Origin of the sequence: Pseudomonas sp. NFACC46-3, from assembly GCF_900114515.1 — a bacterium.
Lineage (GTDB): Bacteria > Pseudomonadota > Gammaproteobacteria > Pseudomonadales > Pseudomonadaceae > Aquipseudomonas > Aquipseudomonas fluorescens_Q.
On sequence record NZ_FOTH01000023.1, the window covers coordinates 84,437 to 107,850 of the forward strand.

The 23,414-nt window shown below is 62.2% G+C and carries 23 protein-coding genes; 13 read left to right on the forward strand and 10 right to left on the reverse strand.

Features of this window, described 5'->3' with window-relative positions; genetic code table 11:
- Positions 1-151: 151 nt before the first annotated feature.
- Entirely contained in the window at positions 152-1,507 is a 1,356-nt protein-coding gene (locus BM300_RS21205; protein ID WP_092223255.1) for a type III effector protein RopAA, read from the reverse strand.
- A 178-nt stretch (positions 1,508-1,685) separates the two neighbouring features.
- Here BM300_RS21205 and BM300_RS21210 point away from each other — a divergent pair, with 178 nt between their 5' ends.
- The 4 genes from BM300_RS21210 (at position 1,686) to BM300_RS21225 (ending at position 4,899) form a co-directional block, all read left to right on the forward strand.
- Entirely contained in the window at positions 1,686-2,048 is a 363-nt protein-coding gene (locus BM300_RS21210; RefSeq protein ID WP_063322771.1) for an ArsC family reductase, read from the forward strand.
- A 32-nt stretch (positions 2,049-2,080) separates the two neighbouring features.
- Entirely contained in the window at positions 2,081-3,115 is a 1,035-nt protein-coding gene (gene dapD / locus BM300_RS21215) for a 2,3,4,5-tetrahydropyridine-2,6-dicarboxylate N-succinyltransferase (RefSeq protein ID WP_063322772.1), read from the forward strand.
- Positions 3,116-3,289: 174 nt separating this feature from the next.
- Positions 3,290-4,495, forward strand: a complete 1,206-nt coding sequence (locus tag BM300_RS21220) for an aminotransferase class V-fold PLP-dependent enzyme (RefSeq protein WP_092144044.1) — start codon at positions 3,290-3,292, stop codon at positions 4,493-4,495.
- Entirely contained in the window at positions 4,492-4,899 is a 408-nt protein-coding gene (locus BM300_RS21225; RefSeq protein ID WP_092463896.1) for a SufE family protein, read from the forward strand. Before BM300_RS21220 ends, BM300_RS21225 begins: the two co-directional genes overlap by 4 nt.
- A gap of 126 nt (positions 4,900-5,025) precedes the next feature.
- Here BM300_RS21225 and tcdA read toward each other — a convergent pair whose 3' ends face one another.
- Entirely contained in the window at positions 5,026-5,844 is an 819-nt protein-coding gene (tcdA, locus tag BM300_RS21230) for a tRNA cyclic N6-threonylcarbamoyladenosine(37) synthase TcdA (protein ID WP_063322775.1), read from the reverse strand.
- A 278-nt stretch (positions 5,845-6,122) separates the two neighbouring features.
- Between tcdA and dapE the strand changes: the two genes are divergently transcribed.
- The 3 genes from dapE to BM300_RS21245 all read left to right on the forward strand — a co-directional run bounded on the left by dapE (position 6,123) and on the right by BM300_RS21245 (position 8,543).
- On the forward strand, positions 6,123-7,274 hold the full coding sequence (gene dapE / locus BM300_RS21235) for a succinyl-diaminopimelate desuccinylase (protein WP_092144038.1): 1,152 nt from the start codon (positions 6,123-6,125) through the stop codon (positions 7,272-7,274).
- Positions 7,274-8,083: a putative RNA methyltransferase gene (locus BM300_RS21240; protein WP_092463899.1), complete on the forward strand. Its 810-nt coding sequence runs from the start codon at positions 7,274-7,276 to the stop codon at positions 8,081-8,083. Before dapE ends, BM300_RS21240 begins: the two co-directional genes overlap by 1 nt.
- A gap of 82 nt (positions 8,084-8,165) precedes the next feature.
- Positions 8,166-8,543: a hypothetical protein gene (locus BM300_RS21245; protein ID WP_003198200.1), complete on the forward strand. Its 378-nt coding sequence runs from the start codon at positions 8,166-8,168 to the stop codon at positions 8,541-8,543.
- A 147-nt stretch (positions 8,544-8,690) separates the two neighbouring features.
- On the opposite strand, the gene BM300_RS21250 is transcribed toward BM300_RS21245, so the two are convergent.
- The gene (locus tag BM300_RS21250) at positions 8,691-8,900 is read right to left on the reverse strand and encodes a cold shock domain-containing protein (RefSeq protein WP_003198198.1); all 210 of its coding nucleotides are present in this window, start codon (positions 8,898-8,900) and stop codon (positions 8,691-8,693) included.
- Positions 8,901-9,134: 234 nt separating this feature from the next.
- On the opposite strand from BM300_RS21250, the gene plsB reads away from it, so the two are divergent.
- From plsB to BM300_RS21270, 4 genes are all read left to right on the forward strand, one after another.
- Positions 9,135-11,633, forward strand: a complete 2,499-nt coding sequence (plsB, locus tag BM300_RS21255) for a glycerol-3-phosphate 1-O-acyltransferase PlsB (protein ID WP_063322779.1) — start codon at positions 9,135-9,137, stop codon at positions 11,631-11,633.
- A 187-nt stretch (positions 11,634-11,820) separates the two neighbouring features.
- On the forward strand, positions 11,821-12,195 hold the full coding sequence (locus tag BM300_RS21260) for a hypothetical protein (RefSeq protein WP_092144030.1): 375 nt from the start codon (positions 11,821-11,823) through the stop codon (positions 12,193-12,195).
- 91 nt (positions 12,196-12,286) lie between these two features.
- Positions 12,287-12,691, forward strand: coding sequence for a YbaY family lipoprotein (locus BM300_RS21265; RefSeq protein ID WP_063322781.1), 405 nt, complete (start codon positions 12,287-12,289; stop codon positions 12,689-12,691).
- Between the two features lie 32 nt (positions 12,692-12,723).
- Positions 12,724-13,413 carry a DUF4197 domain-containing protein gene (locus BM300_RS21270; protein WP_092463902.1) on the forward strand — a complete coding sequence of 230 codons (690 nt, stop codon included), beginning with the start codon at positions 12,724-12,726 and terminating at the stop codon, positions 13,411-13,413.
- A 185-nt stretch (positions 13,414-13,598) separates the two neighbouring features.
- Here the strand turns inward: BM300_RS21270 and BM300_RS21275 are convergent, their stop codons facing one another.
- Both BM300_RS21275 and BM300_RS21280 read right to left on the reverse strand, forming a co-directional pair.
- Positions 13,599-16,664, reverse strand: coding sequence for an efflux RND transporter permease subunit (locus BM300_RS21275; RefSeq protein ID WP_092463904.1), 3,066 nt, complete (start codon positions 16,662-16,664; stop codon positions 13,599-13,601).
- Between the two features lie 6 nt (positions 16,665-16,670).
- Entirely contained in the window at positions 16,671-17,771 is a 1,101-nt protein-coding gene (locus BM300_RS21280) for an efflux RND transporter periplasmic adaptor subunit (protein ID WP_092463907.1), read from the reverse strand.
- Between the two features lie 93 nt (positions 17,772-17,864).
- Here BM300_RS21280 and BM300_RS21285 point away from each other — a divergent pair, with 93 nt between their 5' ends.
- Positions 17,865-18,500, forward strand: a complete 636-nt coding sequence (locus tag BM300_RS21285; protein ID WP_092349594.1) for a TetR/AcrR family transcriptional regulator — start codon at positions 17,865-17,867, stop codon at positions 18,498-18,500.
- A gap of 121 nt (positions 18,501-18,621) precedes the next feature.
- Here the strand turns inward: BM300_RS21285 and BM300_RS21290 are convergent, their stop codons facing one another.
- Positions 18,622-19,404 (reverse strand): class I SAM-dependent methyltransferase, encoded by a 783-nt coding sequence (locus BM300_RS21290; protein WP_092463910.1) that lies wholly within the window; start codon positions 19,402-19,404, stop codon positions 18,622-18,624.
- A gap of 91 nt (positions 19,405-19,495) precedes the next feature.
- Between BM300_RS21290 and BM300_RS21295 the strand changes: the two genes are divergently transcribed.
- A complete protein-coding gene (locus BM300_RS21295; RefSeq protein ID WP_092463913.1) occupies positions 19,496-20,116 on the forward strand; it encodes an energy transducer TonB in 621 nt (206 codons plus the stop codon).
- Positions 20,117-20,129: 13 nt separating this feature from the next.
- On the opposite strand, the gene BM300_RS21300 is transcribed toward BM300_RS21295, so the two are convergent.
- Genes BM300_RS21300 through BM300_RS21315 form a run of 4 tightly spaced genes read right to left on the reverse strand, consistent with a single transcriptional unit; the run spans position 20,130 to position 22,869 of the window.
- A complete protein-coding gene (locus BM300_RS21300) occupies positions 20,130-20,828 on the reverse strand; it encodes an extensin-like domain-containing protein (RefSeq protein ID WP_092463916.1) in 699 nt (232 codons plus the stop codon).
- A 16-nt stretch (positions 20,829-20,844) separates the two neighbouring features.
- Positions 20,845-21,666 carry an isocitrate lyase/PEP mutase family protein gene (locus BM300_RS21305; protein ID WP_092463919.1) on the reverse strand — a complete coding sequence of 274 codons (822 nt, stop codon included), beginning with the start codon at positions 21,664-21,666 and terminating at the stop codon, positions 20,845-20,847.
- Positions 21,667-21,697: 31 nt separating this feature from the next.
- The gene (locus tag BM300_RS21310; protein ID WP_092349600.1) at positions 21,698-22,558 is read right to left on the reverse strand and encodes a DUF72 domain-containing protein; all 861 of its coding nucleotides are present in this window, start codon (positions 22,556-22,558) and stop codon (positions 21,698-21,700) included.
- Positions 22,558-22,869, reverse strand: coding sequence for a hypothetical protein (locus BM300_RS21315; RefSeq protein ID WP_063322791.1), 312 nt, complete (start codon positions 22,867-22,869; stop codon positions 22,558-22,560). The genes BM300_RS21310 and BM300_RS21315 overlap by 1 nt, the downstream gene beginning before the upstream one ends.
- Positions 22,870-23,414: the final 545 nt, after the last annotated feature.

The following is a 23,414-nucleotide window of genomic DNA, read 5'->3' on the forward strand; positions in this document are numbered from 1 at the left end:
CGGCAACCGCTGGCCGGTGAAGTGCCATATTAACTGCCAAGGTGAACCGTTGCCGTTGCACATTGGTCGCACCTCAGCGGCATCAATGCGCAGTCGTCCCTTGGCCGCTCCTGACCTCCACGCGGCAGGAGCGACCGCGGATTATCGGAAGCTAAACAGCTCGCTCAGCGGCACTGAGCGTTGAGCGGGCCGAGACAAAATCGACGTCGTCACCCTCATTGTCGCTATCTTCCCCGATCTGTTCGGCCGTCGACATTTCGACCAAGGGCAACATTCCCTGCAGCTCATCTGGATGAGCGGGACCGGCGGATAGCCTGTCCAATGCGGCAGAGGCCTTGTCCGCCAACGGCTGGGTCATCACTCCCGTTGTCACCCAGGCGGCGAGCACCGGGGCCATCGTGGCCGTAACCGTCGCCTTACCAGCCGCCGCAACACCCGCAGGCGAAATCCCGGCGCTCCTGGCTGCGTTGACAGCGGCGGTCTGCGCCATACCGATCGCAGTAATACCACCGGCCAACGCTCCGAGACCACTGACCAAACCTGTCGGCGTAACCAAGGCTTGCAACGATTTGCTGCCATCACGCATCGCGTCCAGCGGCAGGCTGCCGACTCGCTTCGCAATGCCCATCGCAGCACTCCCTACGCCATAATTCTTGAGGTCTTTGTAACGCTGATGCCAGTCTTGACGCCCCAACAGGTATTCCGGGCCAATCCGGTGTTTCGATTTATCGATGGAATGTTGCAGGTCATAGGCAGCCATGCCTGAAAGCGGAGAACCGACGGCAGCTATCACAGAGTCCACCTTGCTGCCCGTTTGCGCATCAACGGTCTTCGTCACGACGGGTTGGATGACCGTGCGCAACACGTTTCGCGCGGAGAAGGTCTGGAAAGTCAGGCTGCCTTCAATAGCCTGAGTCGTCAGGCTCGGCTTCACCGCCTGGGCGGCTTCCTGCATGACCGGCTCCAGATCGGCATTTTCGGCCACCAGCCACTGGGTGTCGCTGGTGGCGCGCTTGATCAGGCCATTGCCGACCGTGTCGGCGGCGCTGCTGACCAGGCCGGCAATCGCCGACAGCGCCAACGGCGCGGTAATCGAGCCATTGCCGGTCACCGCCGGGGCGAAGTCCAGCGCGATGGACGCCGCGCCGAAGGGAACCGAACGAAGGAATCCAACGGTGTCATGGGCCGCGCGATCCAGCCGCGAGCCTTTGGTCAGCACGGCATCGACGCTTTCCGCGGTTTCCCCGTCATTGGCCAAGGTACGTGAACGATCGTCGATCAGTGCTTCGAAGGCCTCGCGATTGGCACCGTTTATATGCGGCTCGAATACCCGGGTGAGCTGGGCCTTGATTGCACCAGTCCGATTTGCCAGGTCCTGTGCAGCCGTGACAGGGCCGATCGGGATGGATGCAGCGGTCCCGGTAGTCGATGTCGTTGAATGGGACGGGAGCGTCTCTTCAGTCTGAAGCGTCAGTGGATGGGGCGGTGTCAGGGAGATGGAATCCATGGGCGGGTCTCATGTGCGAAAAAAAGTGCCGGGTTTACCTGTGCTGTGTGGTCACCTCTTTCCTATCGGTTCCGCCTCGTCCGATCCGTCGCGACAGTCAAGGCACTGAAAGGAACGACGTGGCATAATCGTCCGCTGATTTTCAGGACGATACCGGGAACGTTTTGGGGGAGCATTCATGCCCAAGGAAAACAAGCACTTACAGCTTTTCGGCATCAAAGCCTGCGATACGATGAAAAAAGCGCGTACCTGGCTCGATGAGCACGCTGTACGCTACGACTTTCACGATTACAAGACCGCCGGCATCGACCGTGAGCACCTGACCCAATGGTGCAACGAGCATGGCTGGCAAGTGGTGTTGAACCGTGCCGGTACGACCTTTCGCAAACTCGACGACGAACGCAAAGCCGATCTCGACCAGACGAAAGCCATCGAACTGATGCTCGCCCAACCCTCGATGATCAAGCGCCCGGTGCTCGATCTCGGTGACCGAACCCTGATTGGCTTCAAGCCAGATATCTATGCGGCAGAAATCAAGTAAACCTGCCCAGTCCATTTTGTAGAGGTAATTTCATGTCCACTACCCTGTTCAGCCTGGCCTTCGGTGTCGGCACTCAAAACCGTCAAGGCGCCTGGCTGGAAGTGTTCTACGCACAGCCATTGCTCAACCCGTCGGCTGACATCATCAAGGCCATCGCGCCGATCCTCGGCTACAGCGAAGGCAACCAGGCCATCACCTTCACCACCACCCAGGCCTCGCAACTGGCTGAAGCCCTCAAGGGCGTCGATGCCGCACAGGCTGCCCTGCTGACCCGCCTGGCTGAAAGCCACAAGCCGCTGGTCGCCACCCTGCTGGCCGAAGATGCCCAACTGAGCTCCACGCCTGAGGCCTACCTCAAGCTGCACCTGCTGTCCCATCGCCTGGTCAAGCCCCACGGCCTGAACCTGGCTGGCATCTTCCCGCTGCTGCCGAACGTGGCCTGGACCAGCCAAGGCGCGATCGACCTGGCCGAACTGGCCGAGCACCAGCTCGAAGCCCGCCTGCGTGGCGAACTGCTGGAAGTGTTCTCGGTGGACAAGTTCCCGAAAATGACCGACTACGTGGTCCCGGCCGGCGTGCGTATCGCCGATGCCGCGCGGATCCGCCTGGGCGCCTACGTGGGCGAAGGCACCACCGTGATGCACGAAGGTTTCGTTAACTTCAACGCCGGCACCGAAGGCCCGGGCATGATCGAAGGCCGCGTATCGGCGGGTGTGTTCGTCGGCAAGGGCTCGGACCTGGGCGGCGGTTGCTCCACCATGGGCACCCTGTCGGGCGGCGGCAACATCGTGATCAAGGTCGGCGAAGGCTGCCTGATCGGCGCCAACGCCGGCATCGGTATCCCGCTGGGCGACCGCAACACCGTGGAGTCGGGCCTGTATGTGACCGCCGGCACCAAAGTGAAGCTGCTGGACGAAAACAACCAACTGGTCAAAGTGGTCAAGGCCCGCGACTTGGCTGGCCAGCCCGACCTGTTGTTCCGCCGCAATTCCGAGACCGGCGCGGTGGAATGCAAGACGCACAAGTCGGCCATCGAGCTGAACGAAGCACTGCACGCTCACAACTAAGCGTCACACCACCACCTGTGGGAGCGAGCCTTTGTGGGAGCTGAGCTTGCTCGCGATGAACGATGACGCGGTCTTGCAGTTGAACCGTGTCGCTGCCATCGCGAGCAAGCTTGGCTCCCACAAAAAAAGCCCGCTCCCACAGGGTCCGGCGTCATTCCAGCAGGGCCCGAAAGTATGTTGATTCCCTCCCCCTGGCGCACCGACTTCCCGGCCATCGCCGCCCTGCAACGGCAAGGCCAGACCTACCTGGACAGCGCCGCCACCACGCAAAAACCTCAAGCACTGCTGGACGCCCTGACGCATTACTACGCCAACGGCGCGGCCAACGTGCACCGTGCGCAACATTTGCCGGGGGCCCATGCCACCCAGGCGTTCGAGGACAGCCGCCTCAAGGCTTCGCAATGGCTCAATGCCGGAAACTGCGGGCAAGTCGTCTTCACCCACGGGGCGACGTCTGCGCTGAATCTGCTGGCCTATGGCCTGGAACATTTGTTCAACCCGGGCGACGAGATCGTCATCAGCGCCCTGGAACACCACGCCAACCTGCTGCCGTGGCAGCAATTGGCCGAACGTCGTTCGTTGACCCTGGTGGTGTTGCCACTGGACGCCGACGGGGTGATCGACCCTGGCGCCGCCGCCGAACTGATCGGCCCGCGTACGCGCTTGCTGGCGGTGAGCCAGTTATCCAATGTGCTGGGGGCCTGGCAACCGGTGCCGGCGCTGCTGGCGCTGGCCAAGGCCCAAGGCGCGTTGACGGTGATCGACGGCGCCCAAGGCGTGGTCCATGGTCGCCATGACGTGGAGGCACTGGGCTGCGACTTTTATGTGTTTTCCAGCCACAAACTTTACGGCCCCGACGGGCTGGGCGTGCTGTTTGGCCGCACCGAAGCCCTTGGCAACCTGCGTCATTGGCAATTCGGCGGCGAAATGGTGCAACAGGCCGATTACCACAGCGCCACCTTCCGCCCGGCGCCGCTGGGCTTCGAAGCCGGCACGCCGCCAATTGCCAGCGTGATCGGGCTGGGGGCAACCCTGGATTACCTGTCCGACCTCGATCCGCAGGCGGTCATCGACCACGAGGCGGCGCTGCACGACTACCTGCTCCATGGCCTGCGGGCCCGCAACGGCGTGCGCCTGGTGGGCAACCCGCGCCTGGCCTTGGTCAGCTTCGTGGTCGAAGGCATCCACAACGCCGACTTGGCCCACCTGCTGACCGAGCAAGGCATCGCCGTGCGCGCCGGGCATCACTGCGCCATGCCGCTGTTCAAGCACCTGAAGCTGTCCGGGGCGATCCGCGTGTCGCTGGCGCTGTACAACGACTCCGCCGACATCGAACGCTTCTTCGACGCCCTCGACCAGGCCTTGGAGATGTTGCGATGAACCTGCCCGCCGAGGCTGCCACAGCGCTGCAGATTTTCCAGGACGCGTCAGGTTGGGAACAACGGGCCCGGCTGCTGATGCAATGGGGCGAGCGTTTGCCGCCCCTGAGCGACGAGGACAAGTGCGAAGCCAACCTTGTTCACGGCTGTGAAAGCCAGGTGTGGTTGGTGGGTCGCTTGCACGACGGGCACTGGCAGTTTTGCGCCAGCAGCGATGCGCGGTTGATCCGTGGGCTGGTGGCGTTGCTGCTGGCGCGGGTCAACGGGTTGTCCGCCGAGGCGTTGCAGCAGGTGGATCTGCCAGATTGGTTCAACCGGCTGGGATTGTCGCGGCAGCTGTCGCCGTCCCGTAGCAATGGCTTGAATGCGGTGTTGAAGCGGATGTTTGAGTTGACCCGCCAATGATTGTGGCGAGGGAGCTTGCTCCCGCTCGGCTGCGAAGCAGCCGCCTTGGATTCAGCATGATTGACGCCGCCAATGGGGGGCCGCTTCGCGGCCCAGCGGGAGCAAGCTCCCTCGCCACAAAAGCGCTCACTGCCCAGGCTTGACCCTGTCAGCCGGTCGCCGCACTCCGGCCACAATCTTATCCACAGCCTTGGTCGCCGCGACCATGCCAAACGTCGCCGTGACCATCATCACCGCGCCAAACCCACCGGCGCAGTCGAGCTTGACGCCGTCGCCGACAAAACTTTTCTGCAGGCAAATGCTGCCGTCCGGTTTCGGGTAGCGCAGTTGTTCGGTGGAGAACACGCAAGGCACGCTGTAGTGGCGGGTCACGGTGCGGGAAAAGCCGTAGTCGCGGCGCAAGGTGGAACGTACCTTGGAGGCCAGTGGATCGTTGAACGTGCGGTTCAAGTCGCAGACCTGGATCAGCGTCGGGTCGATCTGCCCGCCCGCGCCACCGGTGGTGATGATCTGGATCTTGCGGCGCTTGCACCAGGCGATCAGCGCAGCCTTGGCGTTGACGCTGTCGATGCAGTCGATCACGCAGTCAATGTTCGGTGTGATGTATTCGGCCATGGTGTCGCGGGTGACAAAGTCGGCCACCGCATGCACCGTGCAATCGGGGTTGATCCCGCGCAGCCGCTCGGCCATGACCTCGACCTTGGGCTTGCCGACGGTGCTGTCCAGTGCGTGCAACTGACGGTTGGCGTTGCTGACGCAAACATCGTCCAGGTCGAATAGCGAGATCTCGCCCACGCCGCAACGGGCGATGGCTTCCGCCGCCCAGGAGCCGACACCGCCCACCCCGACAATTGCCACATGGGCCGCCCGCAGGCGCGCCAGGCCTTCGATGCCATATAAACGGGCGATGCCGGCAAACCGTGGATCTTCTGTACTCATGACCATTACCCCAAAAACCGGCGCGCATTATAGGGCTTTGCTGGAGCAAATTAAGCAAAACCTCTGTGGGAGCGAGCTTGCTCGCGATGGCGGTGTACCAGTCGACATCGATGCTGGCTGATCTGACGCCATCGCGAGCAAGCTCGCTCCCACAGGTTTTGTGTTCCACCTGTCCCGCACCAGGGGCCCATGGTGGTCGTTTTGCTATAAGATAACTGCCATTTTGCGCGAGCCTGCCCACGCCTGTACAAGCCTTGCGTCCATTCTATATTTCCGGAGCTTCCATGACGGCCCACGCCGACCTCTCGCCGACCCTGCAACTCGCCTGCGATCTGATCCGCCGTCCGTCCGTGACGCCGGTGGATGCCGATTGCCAGAAACTGATGATGCAGCGCCTGGGCAACGCAGGCTTTACGCTCGAACCGATGCGCATCGAGGATGTGGATAACTTCTGGGCCAGCCACGGCAAGCATGACGGCCCGGTGCTGTGCTTCGCCGGGCACACCGACGTGGTGCCGACCGGTCCGGTGCAGGCCTGGCAGCTCGACCCGTTCGATGCGGTCATCGACGAGCATGGCATGCTCTGCGGTCGTGGCGCGGCGGACATGAAAGGCAGCCTGGCGGCGATGGTCGTGGCAGCCGAACGGTTCGTCGCCGACTACCCGGACCACAAGGGCTCGCTGACCTTCCTGATCACCAGCGATGAAGAAGGCCCGGCCCACCACGGCACCAAGGCCGTGATCGAGCGCCTCAAGGCCCGTCAGGAACGACTGGACTGGTGCATCGTCGGCGAACCGTCGAGCACCACGCTGGTGGGCGACGTGGTCAAGAATGGCCGGCGCGGTTCCCTCGGCGCGAAGTTGACCGTGCGCGGCAAACAAGGCCACGTGGCTTATCCACACCTGGCGAAAAACCCGATCCACCTGGCCGCTCCAGCGTTGGCAGAATTGGCCGCCGAGCATTGGGACCACGGCAACGACTTCTTCCCGCCCACCAGTTTCCAGATCTCCAACCTCAACGCCGGCACCGGCGCGACCAACGTGATCCCCGGTGACCTGGTGGCGGTGTTCAACTTCCGTTTCTCCACCGAGTCCACCGTCGAAGGCCTGCAACAGCGCGTCGCCGACATCCTCGACAAGCACCAGTTGGACTGGCACATCGACTGGGCGCTGTCTGGCCTGCCGTTCCTCACCGAACCCGGTGCGCTGCTCGACGCCGTATCGTCGAGCATCAAGGACGTTACCGGCCGGGAGACCCAGGCGTCCACCAGCGGCGGCACGTCCGACGGTCGCTTCATCGCCACCATGGGTACGCAAGTGGTGGAACTGGGGCCGGTCAACGCGACCATCCACCAGGTCAACGAACGCGTACTGGCCGCCGATCTCGACGTACTGACCGAGATCTACTACAAGACGCTGATCAAGTTGCTCGCCTGATGCTCGCCTGCCCTATTTGCAGTGAACCGCTGAACGCGCTGGACAACGGCGTGGTGTGCCCGGCCGGCCACCGCTTCGACCGCGCGCGGCAGGGTTACCTGAACCTGCTGCCGGTGCAGCACAAGAACAGCCGCGACCCCGGCGACAACCAGGCGATGGTCGAAGCCCGGCGCAACTTCCTCAACGCCGGGCATTACGCCCCGGTCGCCCGGCGCCTGGCGGAACTGGCCGCTGAACGCGCACCTGGACGCTGGCTGGATATTGGTTGTGGCGAGGGCTACTACACCGCGCAGATCGCTGAAGCGTTGCCCTACGCCGATGGCTATGCCCTGGACATTTCCCGAGAAGCGGTCAAGCGCGCCTGCAAACGCAATCCGCATCTGACCTGGTTGATCGCCAGCATGGCCCGGGTGCCGCTGGCGGACGGCTGCTGCCAGTTCCTGGCCAGCGTGTTCAGTCCGCTGGACTGGCAGGAGGCCAAGCGCTTGCTCAGCCCCGGCGGCGGCCTGATGAAAGTCGGCCCCACCGCCGGCCACCTGATGGAATTGCGCGAGCGCCTGTACGACGAAGTGCGCGAGTACACCGACGACAAGCACCTGGCCCTGGTGCCGCCAGGCATGGTCCTGGATCACAGCGAAACCCTCGAATTCAAGCTGACGCTCGCCAGTGGCCAGGACCGCGCCAACCTGCTGGCCATGACGCCCCACGGCTGGCGCGCCAGTGCCGAACGCCGTGCCAGCGTGATCGAGCAGGCCGAGCCGTTCCAGGTCACGGTGTCGATGCGCTACGATTATTTCGTTCTTCAATAACCTTTTGATTCCGGGCCCGGGCAACCGCTCGGGCCCCGTTAAATCCGCGAATGGATTTTTCAAGACCGCAGCGAGGATATCCATGCGCCAACCCGATATCGAGATTTACCTCAAAGACGCCGACGTCGACCACAAGGCCATCGCCGCCTGGCTCGGCCAGGCCCTGGGCCCGTGCAGCGACTGGGTCCAGAAAGGCCAGACCTACAAGTGCAAGGCCGGCAACATCCCGGTGACCTGGCTGCCCAAGGCCGTGGGCAAATGGAACAGCCTGTACCTGGAAAGTGACCAGACCCCGTGGGAAGACGACATCGCCTGCGCCCGCGCCGCCTTCGCCGCACTGAACGTCGAAGTGCGCTGCGCGCCTGGGTCATGGGTCGAGGAAGAAGGCGAGGAATCGGCGGATCGCTGGATTCGCATCAGTGCCGACGGGGAAGAAGAGATTACCTGGAAGACGGCGTGACGCTGACTTCCAGCCCACCGAAGAGCCAATGTGGGAGCGAGCTTGCTCACGATAGCGGCAGATCAGCCAGACTAGAAGTGACTGACACACCGCTATCGCGAGCAAGCTCGCTCCCGCAATGGGTTTTGTGTAGCCAGTGAATGCGGTTTACAACCCCACCACATCCTCAGCCTGCAGGCCTTTCTGGCCTTCCACGACGGCGTATTCGACCTGCTGGCCTTCGGTCAGGGAACGGTGGCCTTCACCGCGGATGGCGCGGTAATGCACGAACACATCCGCCCCACCTTCGCGTTGGATGAAGCCGTAACCCTTGGCGTCGTTGAACCACTTCACACTGCCGGTTTCCCGTGCTGCCATGATGCTCACTCCCATTTTTATCTTATAAGTCGGCTTTTCGATGGAAAGCCGTACGAACTTTCACCACCGTCAGGCCGTCCATGGGGAGGCCGGGTAGCAACCTGGCGAGTATATGACACCCGGAAAAACTCTCAACTGACTTTACTTCGGCGCTTTTTTGCCGATTTTCGATGAATCCGGCACACTAGCGAGCCCGAGCAGCCGCTCGGTTTTATTCACTCATGCAGAAGCCGTATGACCCGCTCCCCGTTCCGCCGTCTTGTGTTTGGCACCCTGCGCCGACTGTTGTACCTCTGGGTTCGCTCAGAGACGATCAACCAGTCGTCCTTCACCCTCAACCTCGACCGCAGTCGCCCGGTGTTCTACGTCCTGCAAGATCCTTCGCTCACTGACCTGGCGGTGCTCGACACCGAATGCACCAAGGCCGGCCTGCCCCGTCCGGTGCTGCCGGTCTCGGTGGGTAACCTGCTGGAGCCGGCGGCGTTTTTCTACCTGACGCCGGCGCCGGACTGGATCGGGCGCCAGGACAAGCGCGGTGCGCCGCCCACCCTGACGCGGCTGGTCAACGCCCTGACCCACAATGCCGCCGAAGACGCGCAGATCATCCCGGTCAGCGTGTTCTGGGGCCAGTCGCCCGACAGCGAGTCCAGCCCCTGGAAGCTGTTGTTCGCCGACAGTTGGGCCGTCACCGGGCGCCTGCGTCGCCTGTTGAGCATCATGATCCTGGGGCGCAAGACCCGCGTGCAGTTCTCCGCGCCGATCCATCTGCGCGAGCTGATCGAGCATGACAAGGGCCACGAACGCACCGTGCGCATGGCCCAACGGATCCTGCGGGTGCACTTTCGCAACCTGAAGGCCGCGGTCATCGGCCCCGACATTTCCCATCGGCGCAACCTGGTCAAGGGCCTGCTGAACCAGCCGCTGGTCAAGCAGGCGATTATCGACGAGGCCGAGCGGGAAAAGATCACCCCGGAAAAAGCCAAGGCCCAGGCCCTGCGCTATGGCAACGAAATCGCCTCGGACTACACCTACACCGCGATCCGCTTTCTGGAAGTGGTGCTCAGCTGGTTCTGGAACAAGATCTACGACGGCATCAAGGTCAACCACATCGAAGGTGTGCAAAACGTTGCCCAGGGCCACGAAGTCATCTACGTGCCGTGCCACCGCAGCCACATCGACTACTTGCTGCTGTCGTACCTGTTGTTTCGCAACGGCCTGACGCCGCCGCACATCGCCGCCGGCATCAACCTCAACATGCCGGTGATCGGTGGCCTGCTGCGCCGTGGCGGGGCGTTCTTCATGCGTCGCACCTTCAAGGGCAACCCGCTCTACACCGCCGTGTTCAACGAATACCTGCACACGCTGTTCACCAAAGGTTTCCCGGTGGAGTACTTCGTCGAGGGTGGGCGTTCGCGCACCGGGCGCATGCTGCAACCCAAGACCGGCATGCTCGCCATCACCCTGCGCAGTTTCCTGCGTTCATCGCGCATGCCCATCGTGTTCGTGCCGGTCTACATCGGTTATGAGCGCGTACTGGAAGGCCGCACCTACCTGGGCGAACTACGTGGGGCCAGCAAGAAAAAAGAATCGATCTTCGACATCTTCAAGGTCATCGGCGCCCTCAAGCAACGCTTCGGCCAGGTGGCGGTGAACTTCGGTGAACCGATCAAGCTGGCGGAATTCCTCGACGGCGAACAACCGGGTTGGCGCCAACAGGAGCTGGGCCCGCAGTTCAAGCCGGCCTGGCTCAACGCGACCACCCACCGCCTCGGCGAGCGCGTGGCCCGGCACCTGAACGAAGCCGCTGCGATCAACCCGGTCAACCTGGTCGCCCTGGCGCTGCTGTCCACCAGCCGCCTGGCCCTGGACGACCGCGCCATGGCCCGGGTGCTGGACCTGTACCTGGCGTTGCTGCGCAAGGTCCCGTACTCGCCCCACACCACCCTGCCCGAAGGCGATGGCCGGGTGCTGATCGAACATGTAAAAGGCATGGACCTGCTGTCGGAACAGAGCGATGCCCTGGGCAAGATTCTGTACCTGGATGAGCAGAACGCGGTACTGATGACCTACTACCGCAACAACGTCCTGCACATCTTCGCCCTGCCGGCGTTGCTGGCGAGCTTCTTCCAGAGCAGCTCGCGCATGAGTCGCGAGCAGATCCTGCGCTACACCCATGCGTTGTACCCGTACCTGCAATCGGAATTGTTCATTCGCTGGTCGCTGGAAGAACTGGACGGCGTGGTCGACCAGTGGCTTGAAGCATTCGTCGAACAAGGGCTGCTGCGTTTCGAAAAAGACCTGTACCTGCGTCCGGCGCCAAGTTCGCGGCATTTCGTGCTGCTGACCCTGCTGTCAAAAAGCATCGCCCAGACCTTGCAGCGCTTCTACATGACCGTCTCGCTGCTGCTCAACAGCGGCCAGAACACCATCAGCGCCGAAGAACTGGAAGACCTCTGCACCGTCATGGCCCAGCGCCTGTCGATCCTGCATGGCCTGAATGCGCCGGAGTTCTTCGACAAGAGCCTGTTCCGCCACTTCATCCAGACGATGCTCGACCTCGATGTACTGCGCCGCGACGAAGCCGGCAAACTCAGCTACCACGAGCTGCTGGGCGAACTGGCCGAAGGCGCAGCCAAGCGGGTGCTGCCAGCGGAAATTCGCCTGTCGATCCGTCAGGTGGCGCTGCATCGCAGTGACGATGCAGCGGACGTCGCCATCAGCCCCGACAGTTGAAGGTTGCCGATCACTCACCGAGAAACATGGAAGGTTCCGGTGAGTTGATGGGGCAGTCAACGAGTTTACTCCGACACCGCGCAGCGGCTAAGGTGACGTCAGACGAAGAAAAGGCCTACAGAGAACTTTGGAGCAGGCCTCTAGGATGGGTTCACGTCAATGTCGACGTACTGAAAAGGAATTCAGCATGAACATCATCACGTTAACCCTGCAACTGCCCGAAGGCTTTCAACTCCCGGAAGACGCTCGCACCGAAGTCAGTGTGCGAAATGCAGCCGGTGCACAGATCAGCGCCAGCGGCGGCCAGGGCTCCAATGTGGCGCCTAAGGAGCCAGCGGCCCAGCAGCCTTGGCAATATCGCTTTCTTGTCGAGCCCAAGATGACACCCGTAGGGGAGAAACTCTCGGTCAAGGCACAAGCGTACCGAGGCGACACCGCTCTTTTTCTTGAAACCGAACAGGCCTTCACCTGGGATGGCGGCAATCAACACGTTGACATCCCGCTGAGCCTGGCGCCAGCATCGCTGGCTGAAACTGTTCAAGCACCCGCGTTCGGTTCCTGAACCGCGACGTTACGAATGGATGCTTGGACGCAAATCCGCTAAATGCTCATTGACGCCCGTGTGGCTGGCGTCAATGAGCCAGGTGCATCCAATGAAAAAACTTGCTCTGCTTGCATCCATGGCATTACTGGCCGCTTGCCAATCGGCAACGCCCCCCTCCACGACCGTTGCGGCCCTCGATGGCGAAGTGTTCTATCTGCAACGCATTGCCCTGCCACCCAACGCTACCTTGAGCGTGAGCCTGCAGGACGTTTCCCTCGCCGACGCCCCTGCGGTGGTCCTCGATGAGCAGAGCGGCCCGATCAAAGGCCAGGTCCCGCTGCCGTTCCACCTCAGTTATGATCCAACCCAGGTCAAGCCCGGCCACCGTTATGCCGTGAGCGCCCGCATCGAAGTGGACGGCCAGTTGATGTTCATCACCACCGAACAACACACCGTGCAACTCGATGGCAAGGATCCGCAGCCGTTGAAGATTCGCGTCAACGCCGCACGCTGAGTCCTTTTCAAATTCTCTTCAAGGAAGCCCTCATGCTCCGTCCTACTCTCCGTTTCACCGGCCTGTGCGCGGGCCTGCTGATCTGCGCCAATGCCATGGCCCTGTCCTTGGGCGACCTGTCGCAAAAAGACGCCACGGGCGGTCTCAAGGACGCCTTGACCCAAGGCGCGCAGGTGGCGGTCAAGCAACTGGGCACACCCGGCGGCTTCAGCAACAACCCGGATGTGAAAATCGAACTGCCAGGCAAGCTGGGCAAAGTCGCCAGCAAGATGAAGGCCTTCGGCATGGGTGAACAGGTCGATCAACTGGAAACCAGCATGAACCAGGCCGCTGAGGCTGCCGTGGTCCAGGCTCAGCCGATCCTGGTCAATGCCGTGAAGAACATGAGCGTGGACGATGCCAAGGGCATTCTCAGCGGCGGCCAAGACTCTGCCACGCAATACCTGAACAAGAGCAGCCGCGAGCAGATCCGCGCCAAGTTCCTGCCCATCGTCAAGCAAGCCACCGACAAGGTCGGCCTGGCGCAGAAATACAATGCCTTCGCCGGCCAGGCCGCGACCTTCGGTGTGCTCGACACCAAGAGCGCCAACATCGAGAACTACGTGACCGAGCAGGCGCTGGACGGCTTGTTCGAGATGATCGGCAAGCAGGAAGCCACCATTCGCCAGAACCCGGCGGCGGCGGCGACCAGCTTGGCGAAGAAGGTTTTCGGCACCCTCTGAGCCCCAACCCGAACCAACTGAAGGAGCTTGCTCGCGATGAACACACTGCCTAGCTGACAAACCACGATCCCGTGGCGAGGGAGCTTGCTCCCGCTCGGTTGCGCAGCAGCCGCAAAAGCTTGGGGCCGCTACGCAGCCCAGCGGGAGCAAGCTCCCTCGCCACAGGTTCGGTGTGCAGCTGTTGATCAGGTTTTCTTGACCCTGAACCAAGCCGCATACAACGCGGGCAAAAACAGCAACGTCAACGCCGTCGCCACGATCAACCCGCCCATGATCGCCACGGCCATCGGGCCGAAGAACAGGCTGCGCGACAGCGGGATCATCGCCAGCACCGCCGCCAGTGCCGTGAGCACAATCGGGCGGAAGCGGCGCACTGTCGCTTCGATGATCGCCTGCCAGGGCGACAGCCCCGCCTTGATGTCCTGTTCGATCTGGTCCACCAGGATCACCGAGTTGCGCATGATCATCCCCGACAGCGCGATCGTACCGAGCATGGCGACAAAACCAAACGGCTGGCGAAACATCAACAGGAACAGCGTGACACCGATCAACCCCAGTGGCGCGGTCAGAAACACCATGGCCGTGCGCGAAAAACTGCGCAGTTGCAGCATCAGCAGGGTCAACACCACCACGATGAACAACGGCACCCCGGCGTTCACCGATTTCTGGCCGCGGGCCGAATCCTCTACCGTACCGCCCACCTCCAGCAGGTAACCGTCCGGCAGTTGCGCACGAATCGGCTCCAGGGTCGGGAAGATCTGCTGCACCAGCGTCGCCGGTTGTTCCTTGCCGTAGATATCGGCCCGTACGGTCACGCTCGGCAAGCGGTTGCGGTGCCAGATCACACCTTCTTCGAAACCGTATTCCAAGGTCGCGATCTGCGACAGGGCAACGCTCTTGCCGTTGTCGGTCGGCACCGCCAGGCTCGGCAGCAACGACAGCTCGGTGCGCTCATGCACCGTGCCACGCAGCAGGATCTCGATCAGTTCGTTATCTTCCCGGTACTGGCTGACGCTGGAGCCGGTAAGGGAGCTGCGCAGGAAGCTTGCCAGGGTGGCCGTGCTCACGCCGAGGGCTCGGGCACGGTCCTGATCGACGTTCAGGTACACCACCTTGCTCGGTTCTTCCCAGTCCAGGTGCACATTGGTCACGTAAGGGTTTTCGCGAACTTTTTCCGCCACTTTGCGCGCCAGGGCGCGAACCTTTTCGATGTGTTCGCCCGTGACGCGGAACTGCACCGGGTAGCCGACCGGCGGGCCGTTTTCCAGGCGAGTGACCCGCGAGCGCAGGGTCGGGAACTGTTCGTTCAGGGTCGCGATCAACCAACTGCGCAAAGGCTCGCGGTCTTCGATGGTCTTGGCCAGCACCACGAACTGGGCAAAGCTGGACGCCGGCAGTTGTTGATCCAGCGGCAGGTAGAAGCGCGGTGAACCGGTGCCGACGTAGGCCACGTAATTGTCGATGCCCGCGTGGTCCTTGAGCAGCGCTTCAAGGCGCTTGACCTGCTCGGCGGTATTGCTCAGGGAGGCGCCTTCCTGCAGCTTCAGGTCGACCATCAGCTCCAGCCGCCCCGATGCCGGGAAGAACTGCTGCGGCACGAAACGGAACAACACCACCGAGCCGACGAACAACAGCACGGTCAGGATGATGACGGTTTTGCGGCGACGTACGCACCACTCCACCATCCGCCGGACACGCTGATAGAACGGCGTGCCGTACGGGTCGGTCTGGCCGTCAGCCGTGCCATGTTTGGCCGCGTGAATTTTCGCCAGGTCCGGCAGGAGCTTTTCCCCCAGGTACGGCACAAACACCACGGCAGCCACCCAGGATGCCAGCAATGCCAGGGTCACGACCTGGAAAATCGAACGGGTGTATTCGCCGGTGCCCGATTGCGCGGTGGCGATTGGCAGGAAGCCGGCCGCGGTGATCAACGTACCGGTGAGCATCGGGAATGCCGTGCTGGTCCAGGCAAAACTGGCGGCCTTGATCCGGTCGAAGCCCTGCTCCATCTTGATCGCCATCATCTCCACCGCGATGATCGCGTCGTCCACCAGCAGCCCCAGCGCCAATACCAGCGCGCCGAGGGAAATCTTGTGCAGGCCGATGCCCAGGTAGTACATCGCGGCAAACGTCATTGCCAGCACCAGCGGGATCGCCAGGGCCACCACCATCCCGGTGCGCAGCCCAAGGGAGAAGAAGCTCACCAGCAACACAATCGTCAGCGCTTCCACCAACACCTGGACGAACTCACCGACCCCGGTCTTCACCGCCGCCGGCTGGTCCGACACCTTGCGCAATTGCATGCCGGCCGGGAGCGTGTTCTGGATCCTGGCAAAATCGACCTCGAGGGCCTTGCCCAGCACCAGGATGTCGCCACCGTCCTTCATGGCCACGGCCAGGCCGATGGCATCTTCACCCATGAAACGCATGCGTGGCGCCGGTGGGTCATTGAACCCCCGGCGCACATCCGCCAGATCACTGATACGGAACGTACGATCGGCGACCCGGATCGGAAAGTTGCGGATCTCTTCCACGGTCTGGAAATTCCCGGAAACCCGTAGCTGCAGTCGCTCGCTGCCGGTCTCGAAGAAGCCAGCGGTCGACACGGCGTTCTGCTCTTCCAAGGCCTGCTGGACAGCCGCCAAGGGCAGGCCGAGGGTCGCCAGCTTCACGTTCGACAACTCGATCCAGATCTTCTCGTCCTGCAAACCGAGCAGTTCGACCTTGCCCACGTCCTTGACCCGTTGCAGCTGGATCTGGATGCGGTCGGCGTAGTCCTTGAGCACGGCGTAGTCGAAGCCGTCACCGGTCAGCGCATAGATGTTGCCGAAGGTGGTGCCGAATTCATCGTTGAAAAATGGCCCTTGGATACCCGGCGGCAAGGTGTGGCGGATGTCACTGATTTTCTTGCGGATCTGGTACCACAGCTCGGGGATCTGTACCGAATGCAGGGAGTCACGGGCCATGAAGGTCACCTGGGACTCGCCCGGACGGGAGAACGAGACGATCCTTTCGTAATCGCCGGTTTCCATCAGTTTCTTTTCGATGCGCTCAGTGACCTGTCGCGAGACTTCCTCGGCCGTGGCGCCCGGCCAGTTGGTGCGGATGACCATGGCCTTGAAGGTGAACGGCGGGTCTTCGCTCTGGCCGAGCTTGGTGTAGGAAAGCGCACCAACGATGGCCAGCAACAGCATCAGGAACAGTACGATCTGGCGGTTGCGCAGCGCCCATTCGGAAAGATTGAAACCCATCGGGGATTACTCCTTGGCCGTCAGATTGACCACGCGGTTGGAGCGATCCACCGGCCGCACCTGCTGGCCGTCGAGGAGCACATGCACGCCGGCCGCCACCACCCAGTCATCGGGGCTGAGGCCTTCCAGCACCGGAACAGTCTTTTCGCCGAAGGCGCCGACCCGCACCGGGACTTTCTTCAGGGTATTGTTGGCGTTAACGACCCAGACATAGGTCGCGCCATTTTCAGCCGTCAAAGCCGACAAGGGCACCGACAGCGGCACCTTGTCGGCAGTCTGGATAAACACCCGCGCACTCTGGCCCAGCTCGGCCGGAACACTGCCGGCGGTGAAGGCCACACGGGCGGCGAAGGTGCGAGACTTGGGATCGGCGGCCGGCGACAGCTCGCGAATGCGTCCGCTGAAGCGCTGGTCGGGCTGGCTCCACAGTTCGACCGAAACCGGCTGGCCGATCTTGAACCGGCCAAAACTCTGTTCCGGCAGGTCGATCAGCACTTCCCGCTCGCCATCGGTGGCAAGGGTGAACACCGTTTGACCCGCCGATACCACCTGCCCGACCTCCACCGAACGCCGGGCGACCACGCCATCCTGGGGGGCACGCAATACCGAATAACTGGCCTGGTTATTGGCGACATCGAACTCGGCCTTGATCTGCTTGAGCCGCGCAGCGCCGGAGCGATAGAGGTTCTCCGCGTTGTCGTACTGGGAGCGGCTGACCATTTGCCGCTCCATCAAGGTTTTGTAGCGGTCACGCTCGGCGCGTACCAGGTTCAGGTTGGCCTCGGCGGCGGCGACCTGGGCACGGGCGGCTTCCAGTTGCAGGCGCACATCTTCGGGGTCGAGCTCGGCCAATGGTTGATTGGCCTTGACCCGCTGACCCTCTTCGACCAGGCGTCGACTCACTTTGCCACCAATGCGAAAAGCCAGGTCGGGCTCGAAACGGGCGCGCACTTCGCCGGGGTAACTGTCCATCGCCTGGGCCGAAGGCTGTGGTTTCACCACCATGGCGGGGCGCACGGCGACCGGGACCGGCTCGTCATGACCGCACGCAGACAATAAAAAAGCCAGGGTGACTGGCACGGCGAGGGGCAAGGCATAGCGGAACATGGCGAGTGACCTTTCGCTAATGGTGCTTGGAATAATTATACTGGCGAGTATGTTATTAATAGCAAACTCACCAGTCCAGTATTAAAGCGAAGAATGTCGAACAATCCTCCAATCCCCTCCGGTCCCGGCCGTCCCAAGGACCTGGCCAAGCGCCAGGCCATTCTCGACGCGGCGAAGCGCTTGTTCGTGAGCATGGGTTACGCCAGTACCAGCATGGACGCCGTCGCTACCGAGGCCGGGGTCTCGAAGCTGACGGTCTACAGTCACTTCAACGACAAGGAGACGCTGTTTTCCGCTGCCGTGATAGCCAAATGTGAAGAGCAGGTGCCGCCGCTGTTTTTCGAATGGCCGGACGGCGTTCCGATCGAACACGTGCTGCTGAACATCGCCCGTGGCTTCCACCAGCTCGTCAGCAGCGAGGAATCGTTGAACCTGCATCGGCTGATCATGGCCCTGGGCAGCCAAGACCCGAAGCTCTCGACGATCTTCTACGAAGCAGGCCCACAGCGGATGCTCTCAGGCATGGAGCGGCTGCTGATCAAGGTCAACCAGAGCGGCGCCCTGAGCATCGACAAACCGCGCAATGCCGCCGAGCATTTCTTCTGCCTGATCAAGGGCGCGGCGAACTTCCGTCTGTTATACGGCTGCGGGCCTCAGTTGGAAGGCGAAGCCGCCGAGGCCCATGTACAGGAAGTGGTGGGGTTGTTTGTGCGGGCTTATCGGCCTTAGCTCGCCCCGGTAGCCTTTCGCTGACTGGAAGGGCCACATCGCGAGCAAGCTCGCTCCCACAGGGTTTATGAACGCCACAGATCCAATGTGGGAGCTTGCTCGCGATACAGGCGACACGGTCTCAGGGCTTGAGCGCTTTCTTGGGGTAGATGTCGTAGCGACTGGATTTGCCATCGAGCCCATGACTTGGCTTCGGCCCTTCGATACATGGGGCCTTGCGTGGACGCTTGACCACCACCCGGTGAGTCGCCAGGGCCAGGGCCGCGGCCAGCAGCGCCGGGGCGTCCGGGTCATCGCCCACCAGGGGGCGGAACAAGCGCATTTCCTTCTTCACCAGGGCGGTTTTCTCCCGATGGGGAAACATCGGGTCCAGGTAGATGACCTGGGGCGGCTCGCCCTCCCAGTTGCGCATCACCTCGATGGAATTGCCCTTGAGCAAGCGCATGCGCGCCACGATGGGCGCCACGTCGAAATCCTCCGCCCCACGGACCAGGCCATCCTCCAACAGCGCTCCAATCAGCGGTTGACGCTCGATCAGGCTCATCTCGCAGCCCAGGCTGGCCAGCACAAACGCATCCTTGCCCAACCCGGCGGTGGCATCCAGCACTCGTGGCCGCACACCTTGGGCAATGCCGACCGCCTTGGCGATCATCTGGCCACTGCCGCCGCCGTACAACCGACGGTGGGCCGCACCGCCCTCAACGAAGTCCACCCGCACCGGCCCTGGCGCGTCCGGGCCCAGTTGCTGCAACTGCAACCCCTGCTCGCCGACCTGCAAGGCAAACTCGCCATCGTCCACCTGCAAAGGCAGGCCAAGCCGCTCGGCCCAGTGCTCGGCCTGCGGTTGAAAGGCCGGGGCCAGGGCCTCGACATGGATGCGGCAGGCCGCGGGTTGCTCACTCATGGAAACATGCTCAAAAAATTAAGGATCGGCAAAAACGGCCGATAACAACGGTGAACGGCATTTTGCCAGAGCTGAGCGTCGACCGAGAAAAATGTCAGACATTCAATCCACATCGATAGGCGTTATCTCCCCTTACGGTGATTACAGCCTGCGTAACACCCAAGCGCTGAGCGGCGTCAGTCACCTGTGGCAGGATTTTTTCGCCCGGGCCCTGGCCGATCAACTGGGTGATAACGCACCGGCACCTGGCAGCTACGAGCCAGTGCCTCTCGATGAAGCGGTTGAACCGACCCTCGGCGCCGAACTGCTGGAACACATCATCAGCCAGCGCACCTGCGAAGTGACCGAAACCCCGGTCAAGCCACCTGAGCCGCTGTTTCTGCCCATCGCCGAATTCGAACTGGACCTGCTGGACAAACCGTTCCCACCTTTCCCAGCGGAAGAAATCGCCGCCCAGCAAAAACAACAGACCTTCGAAAGCAACTGGGTTCGCCCACTCGTTCTCACCGCCGGCCAACCGCTGCCTGAACCTGGCCCGGCGCCGCAGCCGCGTCCATTGCACCTGCCAATCGCCGAGTTCGAACTCGACTTGCTGGACAAGCCGTTTCCGCCTTTCCCGGAAGAGGAATTGGTGGCACAACAGAAACAACTGGACTTCGACACCCGCTGGGCACGTCCGATCGTGCTGCAGAACCTGCGTATCGCCGCCTGATCCACTCAGGACACTAGCGACAGATCCACCAAGGCCCGACATCCAGATGAAAATGGTTGCGGTGCGCCGCGTTGTAATCCGGACTCAAGACCACACTGAACATATCGCAGGCACCCTCGCGAACCTGGCGCAGGAACCGCGCGTCGGCGTTGTCCTTCGGCCAGTCCCTGAGCACGCTGATCGTGCGGCCATCGGCCAGGCGAAACCCGGCGATGTCCAGCGCACTGGCAGTGGCGTGCTGGCTGCGCGCCCCGCTTTCCCGACCGTACATGTTGCGGCAGGCAAAACTGCCGAGATGATCAACCCGTGCCACTCTCTGGCCATAGGTCGCGACTGCCGCCGGCTGCAACGCATGGCGCTCGAATAGCGCGAACGCCACCGCCAACGGGCAACTGGCAAGGAAACTGCTGCTCAGTGCCACCTCACCGCCCTGTACCCTCAGCACGTTGGTCAGCGGGCAATCTGTATGGGCACCGCTGTCAGCCTGGCGAGCGGTGCGCAGCCCCGAGGTGGCGAGGGCCTGGTCGCAGAGCTGCGGGTCGTTGCGCAGGGCCATGAGTTTGAAACGGGTCAGCAGGTTCGGCGCAAGGTTGACGTCCAGCGGCGCCCAGGGATTCCATTGGGGCGGCAGCGACACCCAGCCGCGCCATACCCCCAGCACTGCGACGCCAACGAGCAGTGCCACGACAGCAAGAACTTTCAAAAACCGCACGACGTTGCCTCGGGCCTCAACCCTTGAATAATTGGTTGGCCTGCTTGAATGGCATCGAGCGGCGCGTGAAAGTGAATGTGCCCTGCTGCTGGATTTCTTCGGCGGCGCGGAAGAACTCGCCATAGGCAGCCAGAGCCAGGGCCGATCCGACGCTGATGCGCTTGACCCCCAGTTCACTCAATTGTGTCACCGTCAGGTCCAGCGCCCCGGACATCAGCACGTTCACCGGTTTCGGCGCCACGGCCCGCACCACTGCAAGCACTTGCTCGGCACTGCTCAGCCCCGGGGCGTACAACACGTCGGCCCCCGCGTCTGCGAAGGCCTTCAAGCGGCGAATGGTGTCGTCCAGGTCCGGATTGCCGTGCAGGAAGTTCTCCGCCCGGGCGGTCAGCAGGAAGGGGTACGGCAAGCTGCGCACTGCGTCGGCGGCGGCCTTGACCCGTGCCACCGCATGCTCGAAGCAATAGATCGGGCTGTCTTCGCGCCCCGTGGCATCCTCGATCGAACCACCCACCGCACCGGCCTCTGCCGCACGGAGCAGGTTACGCGCGCAATCGTCGGGGGCATCGGCAAAACCATTTTCCAGGTCCACGGCTACGGGCAGGTCGGTGGCCGCCACAATCGCCCGCACATTGGCCAGCGTGTCCTCCAGGCCCAGCGCGCCATCGGGCCGGCCCAAGGAAAAAGCATGGCCGGCACTGGTGGTCGCCAGGGCTTCAAAGCCGAGGCTGGCCAACATCTTGGCCGAACCGACATCCCACGGGTTGGGAATGACAAAAGCCCCTTCACGTTCGTGCAAGGCCTTGAACGCCTGGGCTCGACGAGTTTGCGCATCCATGTAGTTCGCTCCTGGGCAGAGAGTGTTGGCCTCAGAGCAAACCCAGTTGCTCGGCGGCGGGCTCTCTATATAGCTCAGGCAGGGCCGGCAAGCCAGGCAAACGACTCATCAGGCGAGTGTGGAAGCGTTGCGCGAGTTTCGCCGCCAGCAGGTTGTCGGCGGTGTGCAGGAAGATATAAGGCGTGCGCCCTTCTTCGATCCATCCGGCGATTTTCTCTACCCACGGCGTCAGGAACGGTTCATTGGCTTCCAGCACCGGATGGCCGATGAAGCGCACCTGCGGGCATTGGGTGAAGGCCGTCGGTCGCGGTGGCACCCGCGGTTTTTTCGATTGGGCATGGAGCACGCCAGGGTCGGAGGAGGTGCAACTGAACAGCGCCCGGGGATCGAGGCAGATACGTTCGATACCGCGATCGAGCAACAAGCGGTTGAGTCGCCGTTCGGCATCGCCCTTGGCAAAGAACTCATCGTGGCGCACTTCCACGGCCAACGGCCGCTCGAAAGCGTCGATGAAACCCGCCAGCTCGGGCAATCGATTGGGGGTAAAGGCCTTGGATAATTGCAGCCAGAACGGCGAAACCCGCTCACCCAGGGGGCTGAGCAATTGCACGAAGGTTTCGGTGGCTGTCAGCCGCTCACGCAAGTCGCCGTTGTGGCTGATGTCACCGGGCAGTTTGGCGGTGAAGCGAAAATGTCCGGGCATGGTTTCGGCCCAACGCTGGACGATGGCCGCAGAGGGGCTGGCGTAGAAAGTCGTATTGCCTTCCACGGCATTGAATACTTGGGAATAGAGATTCAGGAAGTCGGAGGTTTTGGCGTCCTGGGGATAAAGATAATCGCGCCAGGCGTTTTCGCTCCAGGACGGGCAGCCCAGGTAGTAAGGCAAGACCATCAGATGTAGAGATCGAGACCCAGCACTTCCATATCCCAATCGACGAAACCGGCGGTACTCAGGTAGCTCGCCAGGGCCGTGGCGACACTGCGGCTCATCGCACGGTGGTAAAGCATGTCCTGCTGGCGGGCGGGAAGATTGCTCAGGCGTTGCGCGGAGGCTTTGGCGGCGCGGGCAGCCAGTTGCTCTTCAGACGGAAACTCCAGTTCGCCATCGATATCTTCATCGAAGGACTCTTGCTCAGCGATTTTGCCTGCACGAGGCTTGCGCTTGATGGGATAGGACTGGGATGAAAAGCCGTCTATACGCATAACAGAATGCTCGGTATCAATGATGGCAATTTAGCGGCACTTTCGCAGCCGCGCAAATGCGCAAGTGATAACTAGAACACATAAAGTCCAAAAGGTTTAAAAACGGGCTGAAAAAGTGACGACTGGCAATATTAGGTGTGACTTTTGGCAGGGGAAATGACTTGCGCAAGAGCACCGCTTTGGGGAAGAGCAATGCCTTTGTGGCGAGGGAGCTTGCTCCCGCTCGGCTGCGCAGCAGACGCCACTGTCGCCGGGCTGGAACATCTTCAGTGGTTTGGGAAAAACGGGGGCGGCTGCGCCACCCAGCGGGAGCAAGCTCCCTCGCCACAAGCGCTCAATGGTCTTCCAGAGTGGGTCGTCGCCTGCCTTGTGCAGGCATCCAATGCATGGGCGTTCGCCAATGTCATGGGCTAGCGAGCTTCTGTGGCGAGGGAGCTTGCTCCCGCTCGGCTGCGCAGCAGACGCCACTGTCGCCGGGCTGGAACATCTTCAGTGGTTGGGAAAAACGGGGGCGGCTACGCCACCCAGCGGGAGCAAGCTCCCTC

Bases quoted from the DNA above. Each gene is read 5' to 3' on its own strand.
- BM300_RS21245 (WP_003198200.1), top strand. From the start codon at position 8,166: ATGCGCCAACCCGATATCGAGATTTACCTCAAAGACGCCGACGTCGAC.
- BM300_RS21240 (WP_092463899.1), top strand. From the start codon at position 7,274: ATGCTCGCCTGCCCTATTTGCAGTGAACCGCTGAACGCGCTGGACAAC.
- BM300_RS21270 (WP_092463902.1), top strand. From the start codon at position 12,724: ATGCTCCGTCCTACTCTCCGTTTCACCGGCCTGTGCGCGGGCCTGCTG.
- BM300_RS21285 (WP_092349594.1), top strand. From the start codon at position 17,865: ATGTCGAACAATCCTCCAATCCCCTCCGGTCCCGGCCGTCCCAAGGAC.
- BM300_RS21280 (WP_092463907.1), bottom strand. From the start codon at position 17,771: ATGTTCCGCTATGCCTTGCCCCTCGCCGTGCCAGTCACCCTGGCTTTT.
- tcdA (WP_063322775.1), bottom strand. From the start codon at position 5,844: ATGGTCATGAGTACAGAAGATCCACGGTTTGCCGGCATCGCCCGTTTA.
- BM300_RS21205 (WP_092223255.1), bottom strand. From the start codon at position 1,507: ATGGATTCCATCTCCCTGACACCGCCCCATCCACTGACGCTTCAGACT.
- BM300_RS21265 (WP_063322781.1), top strand. From the start codon at position 12,287: ATGAAAAAACTTGCTCTGCTTGCATCCATGGCATTACTGGCCGCTTGC.
- BM300_RS21290 (WP_092463910.1), bottom strand. From the start codon at position 19,404: ATGAGTGAGCAACCCGCGGCCTGCCGCATCCATGTCGAGGCCCTGGCC.
- BM300_RS21295 (WP_092463913.1), top strand. From the start codon at position 19,496: ATGTCAGACATTCAATCCACATCGATAGGCGTTATCTCCCCTTACGGT.
- BM300_RS21210 (WP_063322771.1), top strand. From the start codon at position 1,686: ATGCCCAAGGAAAACAAGCACTTACAGCTTTTCGGCATCAAAGCCTGC.
- BM300_RS21260 (WP_092144030.1), top strand. From the start codon at position 11,821: ATGAACATCATCACGTTAACCCTGCAACTGCCCGAAGGCTTTCAACTC.
- BM300_RS21305 (WP_092463919.1), bottom strand. From the start codon at position 21,666: ATGGATGCGCAAACTCGTCGAGCCCAGGCGTTCAAGGCCTTGCACGAA.
- dapD (WP_063322772.1), top strand. From the start codon at position 2,081: ATGTCCACTACCCTGTTCAGCCTGGCCTTCGGTGTCGGCACTCAAAAC.
- BM300_RS21275 (WP_092463904.1), bottom strand. From the start codon at position 16,664: ATGGGTTTCAATCTTTCCGAATGGGCGCTGCGCAACCGCCAGATCGTA.
- dapE (WP_092144038.1), top strand. From the start codon at position 6,123: ATGACGGCCCACGCCGACCTCTCGCCGACCCTGCAACTCGCCTGCGAT.
- BM300_RS21220 (WP_092144044.1), top strand. From the start codon at position 3,290: ATGTTGATTCCCTCCCCCTGGCGCACCGACTTCCCGGCCATCGCCGCC.
- plsB (WP_063322779.1), top strand. From the start codon at position 9,135: ATGACCCGCTCCCCGTTCCGCCGTCTTGTGTTTGGCACCCTGCGCCGA.
- BM300_RS21315 (WP_063322791.1), bottom strand. From the start codon at position 22,869: ATGCGTATAGACGGCTTTTCATCCCAGTCCTATCCCATCAAGCGCAAG.
- BM300_RS21310 (WP_092349600.1), bottom strand. From the start codon at position 22,558: ATGGTCTTGCCTTACTACCTGGGCTGCCCGTCCTGGAGCGAAAACGCC.
- BM300_RS21225 (WP_092463896.1), top strand. From the start codon at position 4,492: ATGAACCTGCCCGCCGAGGCTGCCACAGCGCTGCAGATTTTCCAGGAC.
- BM300_RS21250 (WP_003198198.1), bottom strand. From the start codon at position 8,900: ATGGCAGCACGGGAAACCGGCAGTGTGAAGTGGTTCAACGACGCCAAG.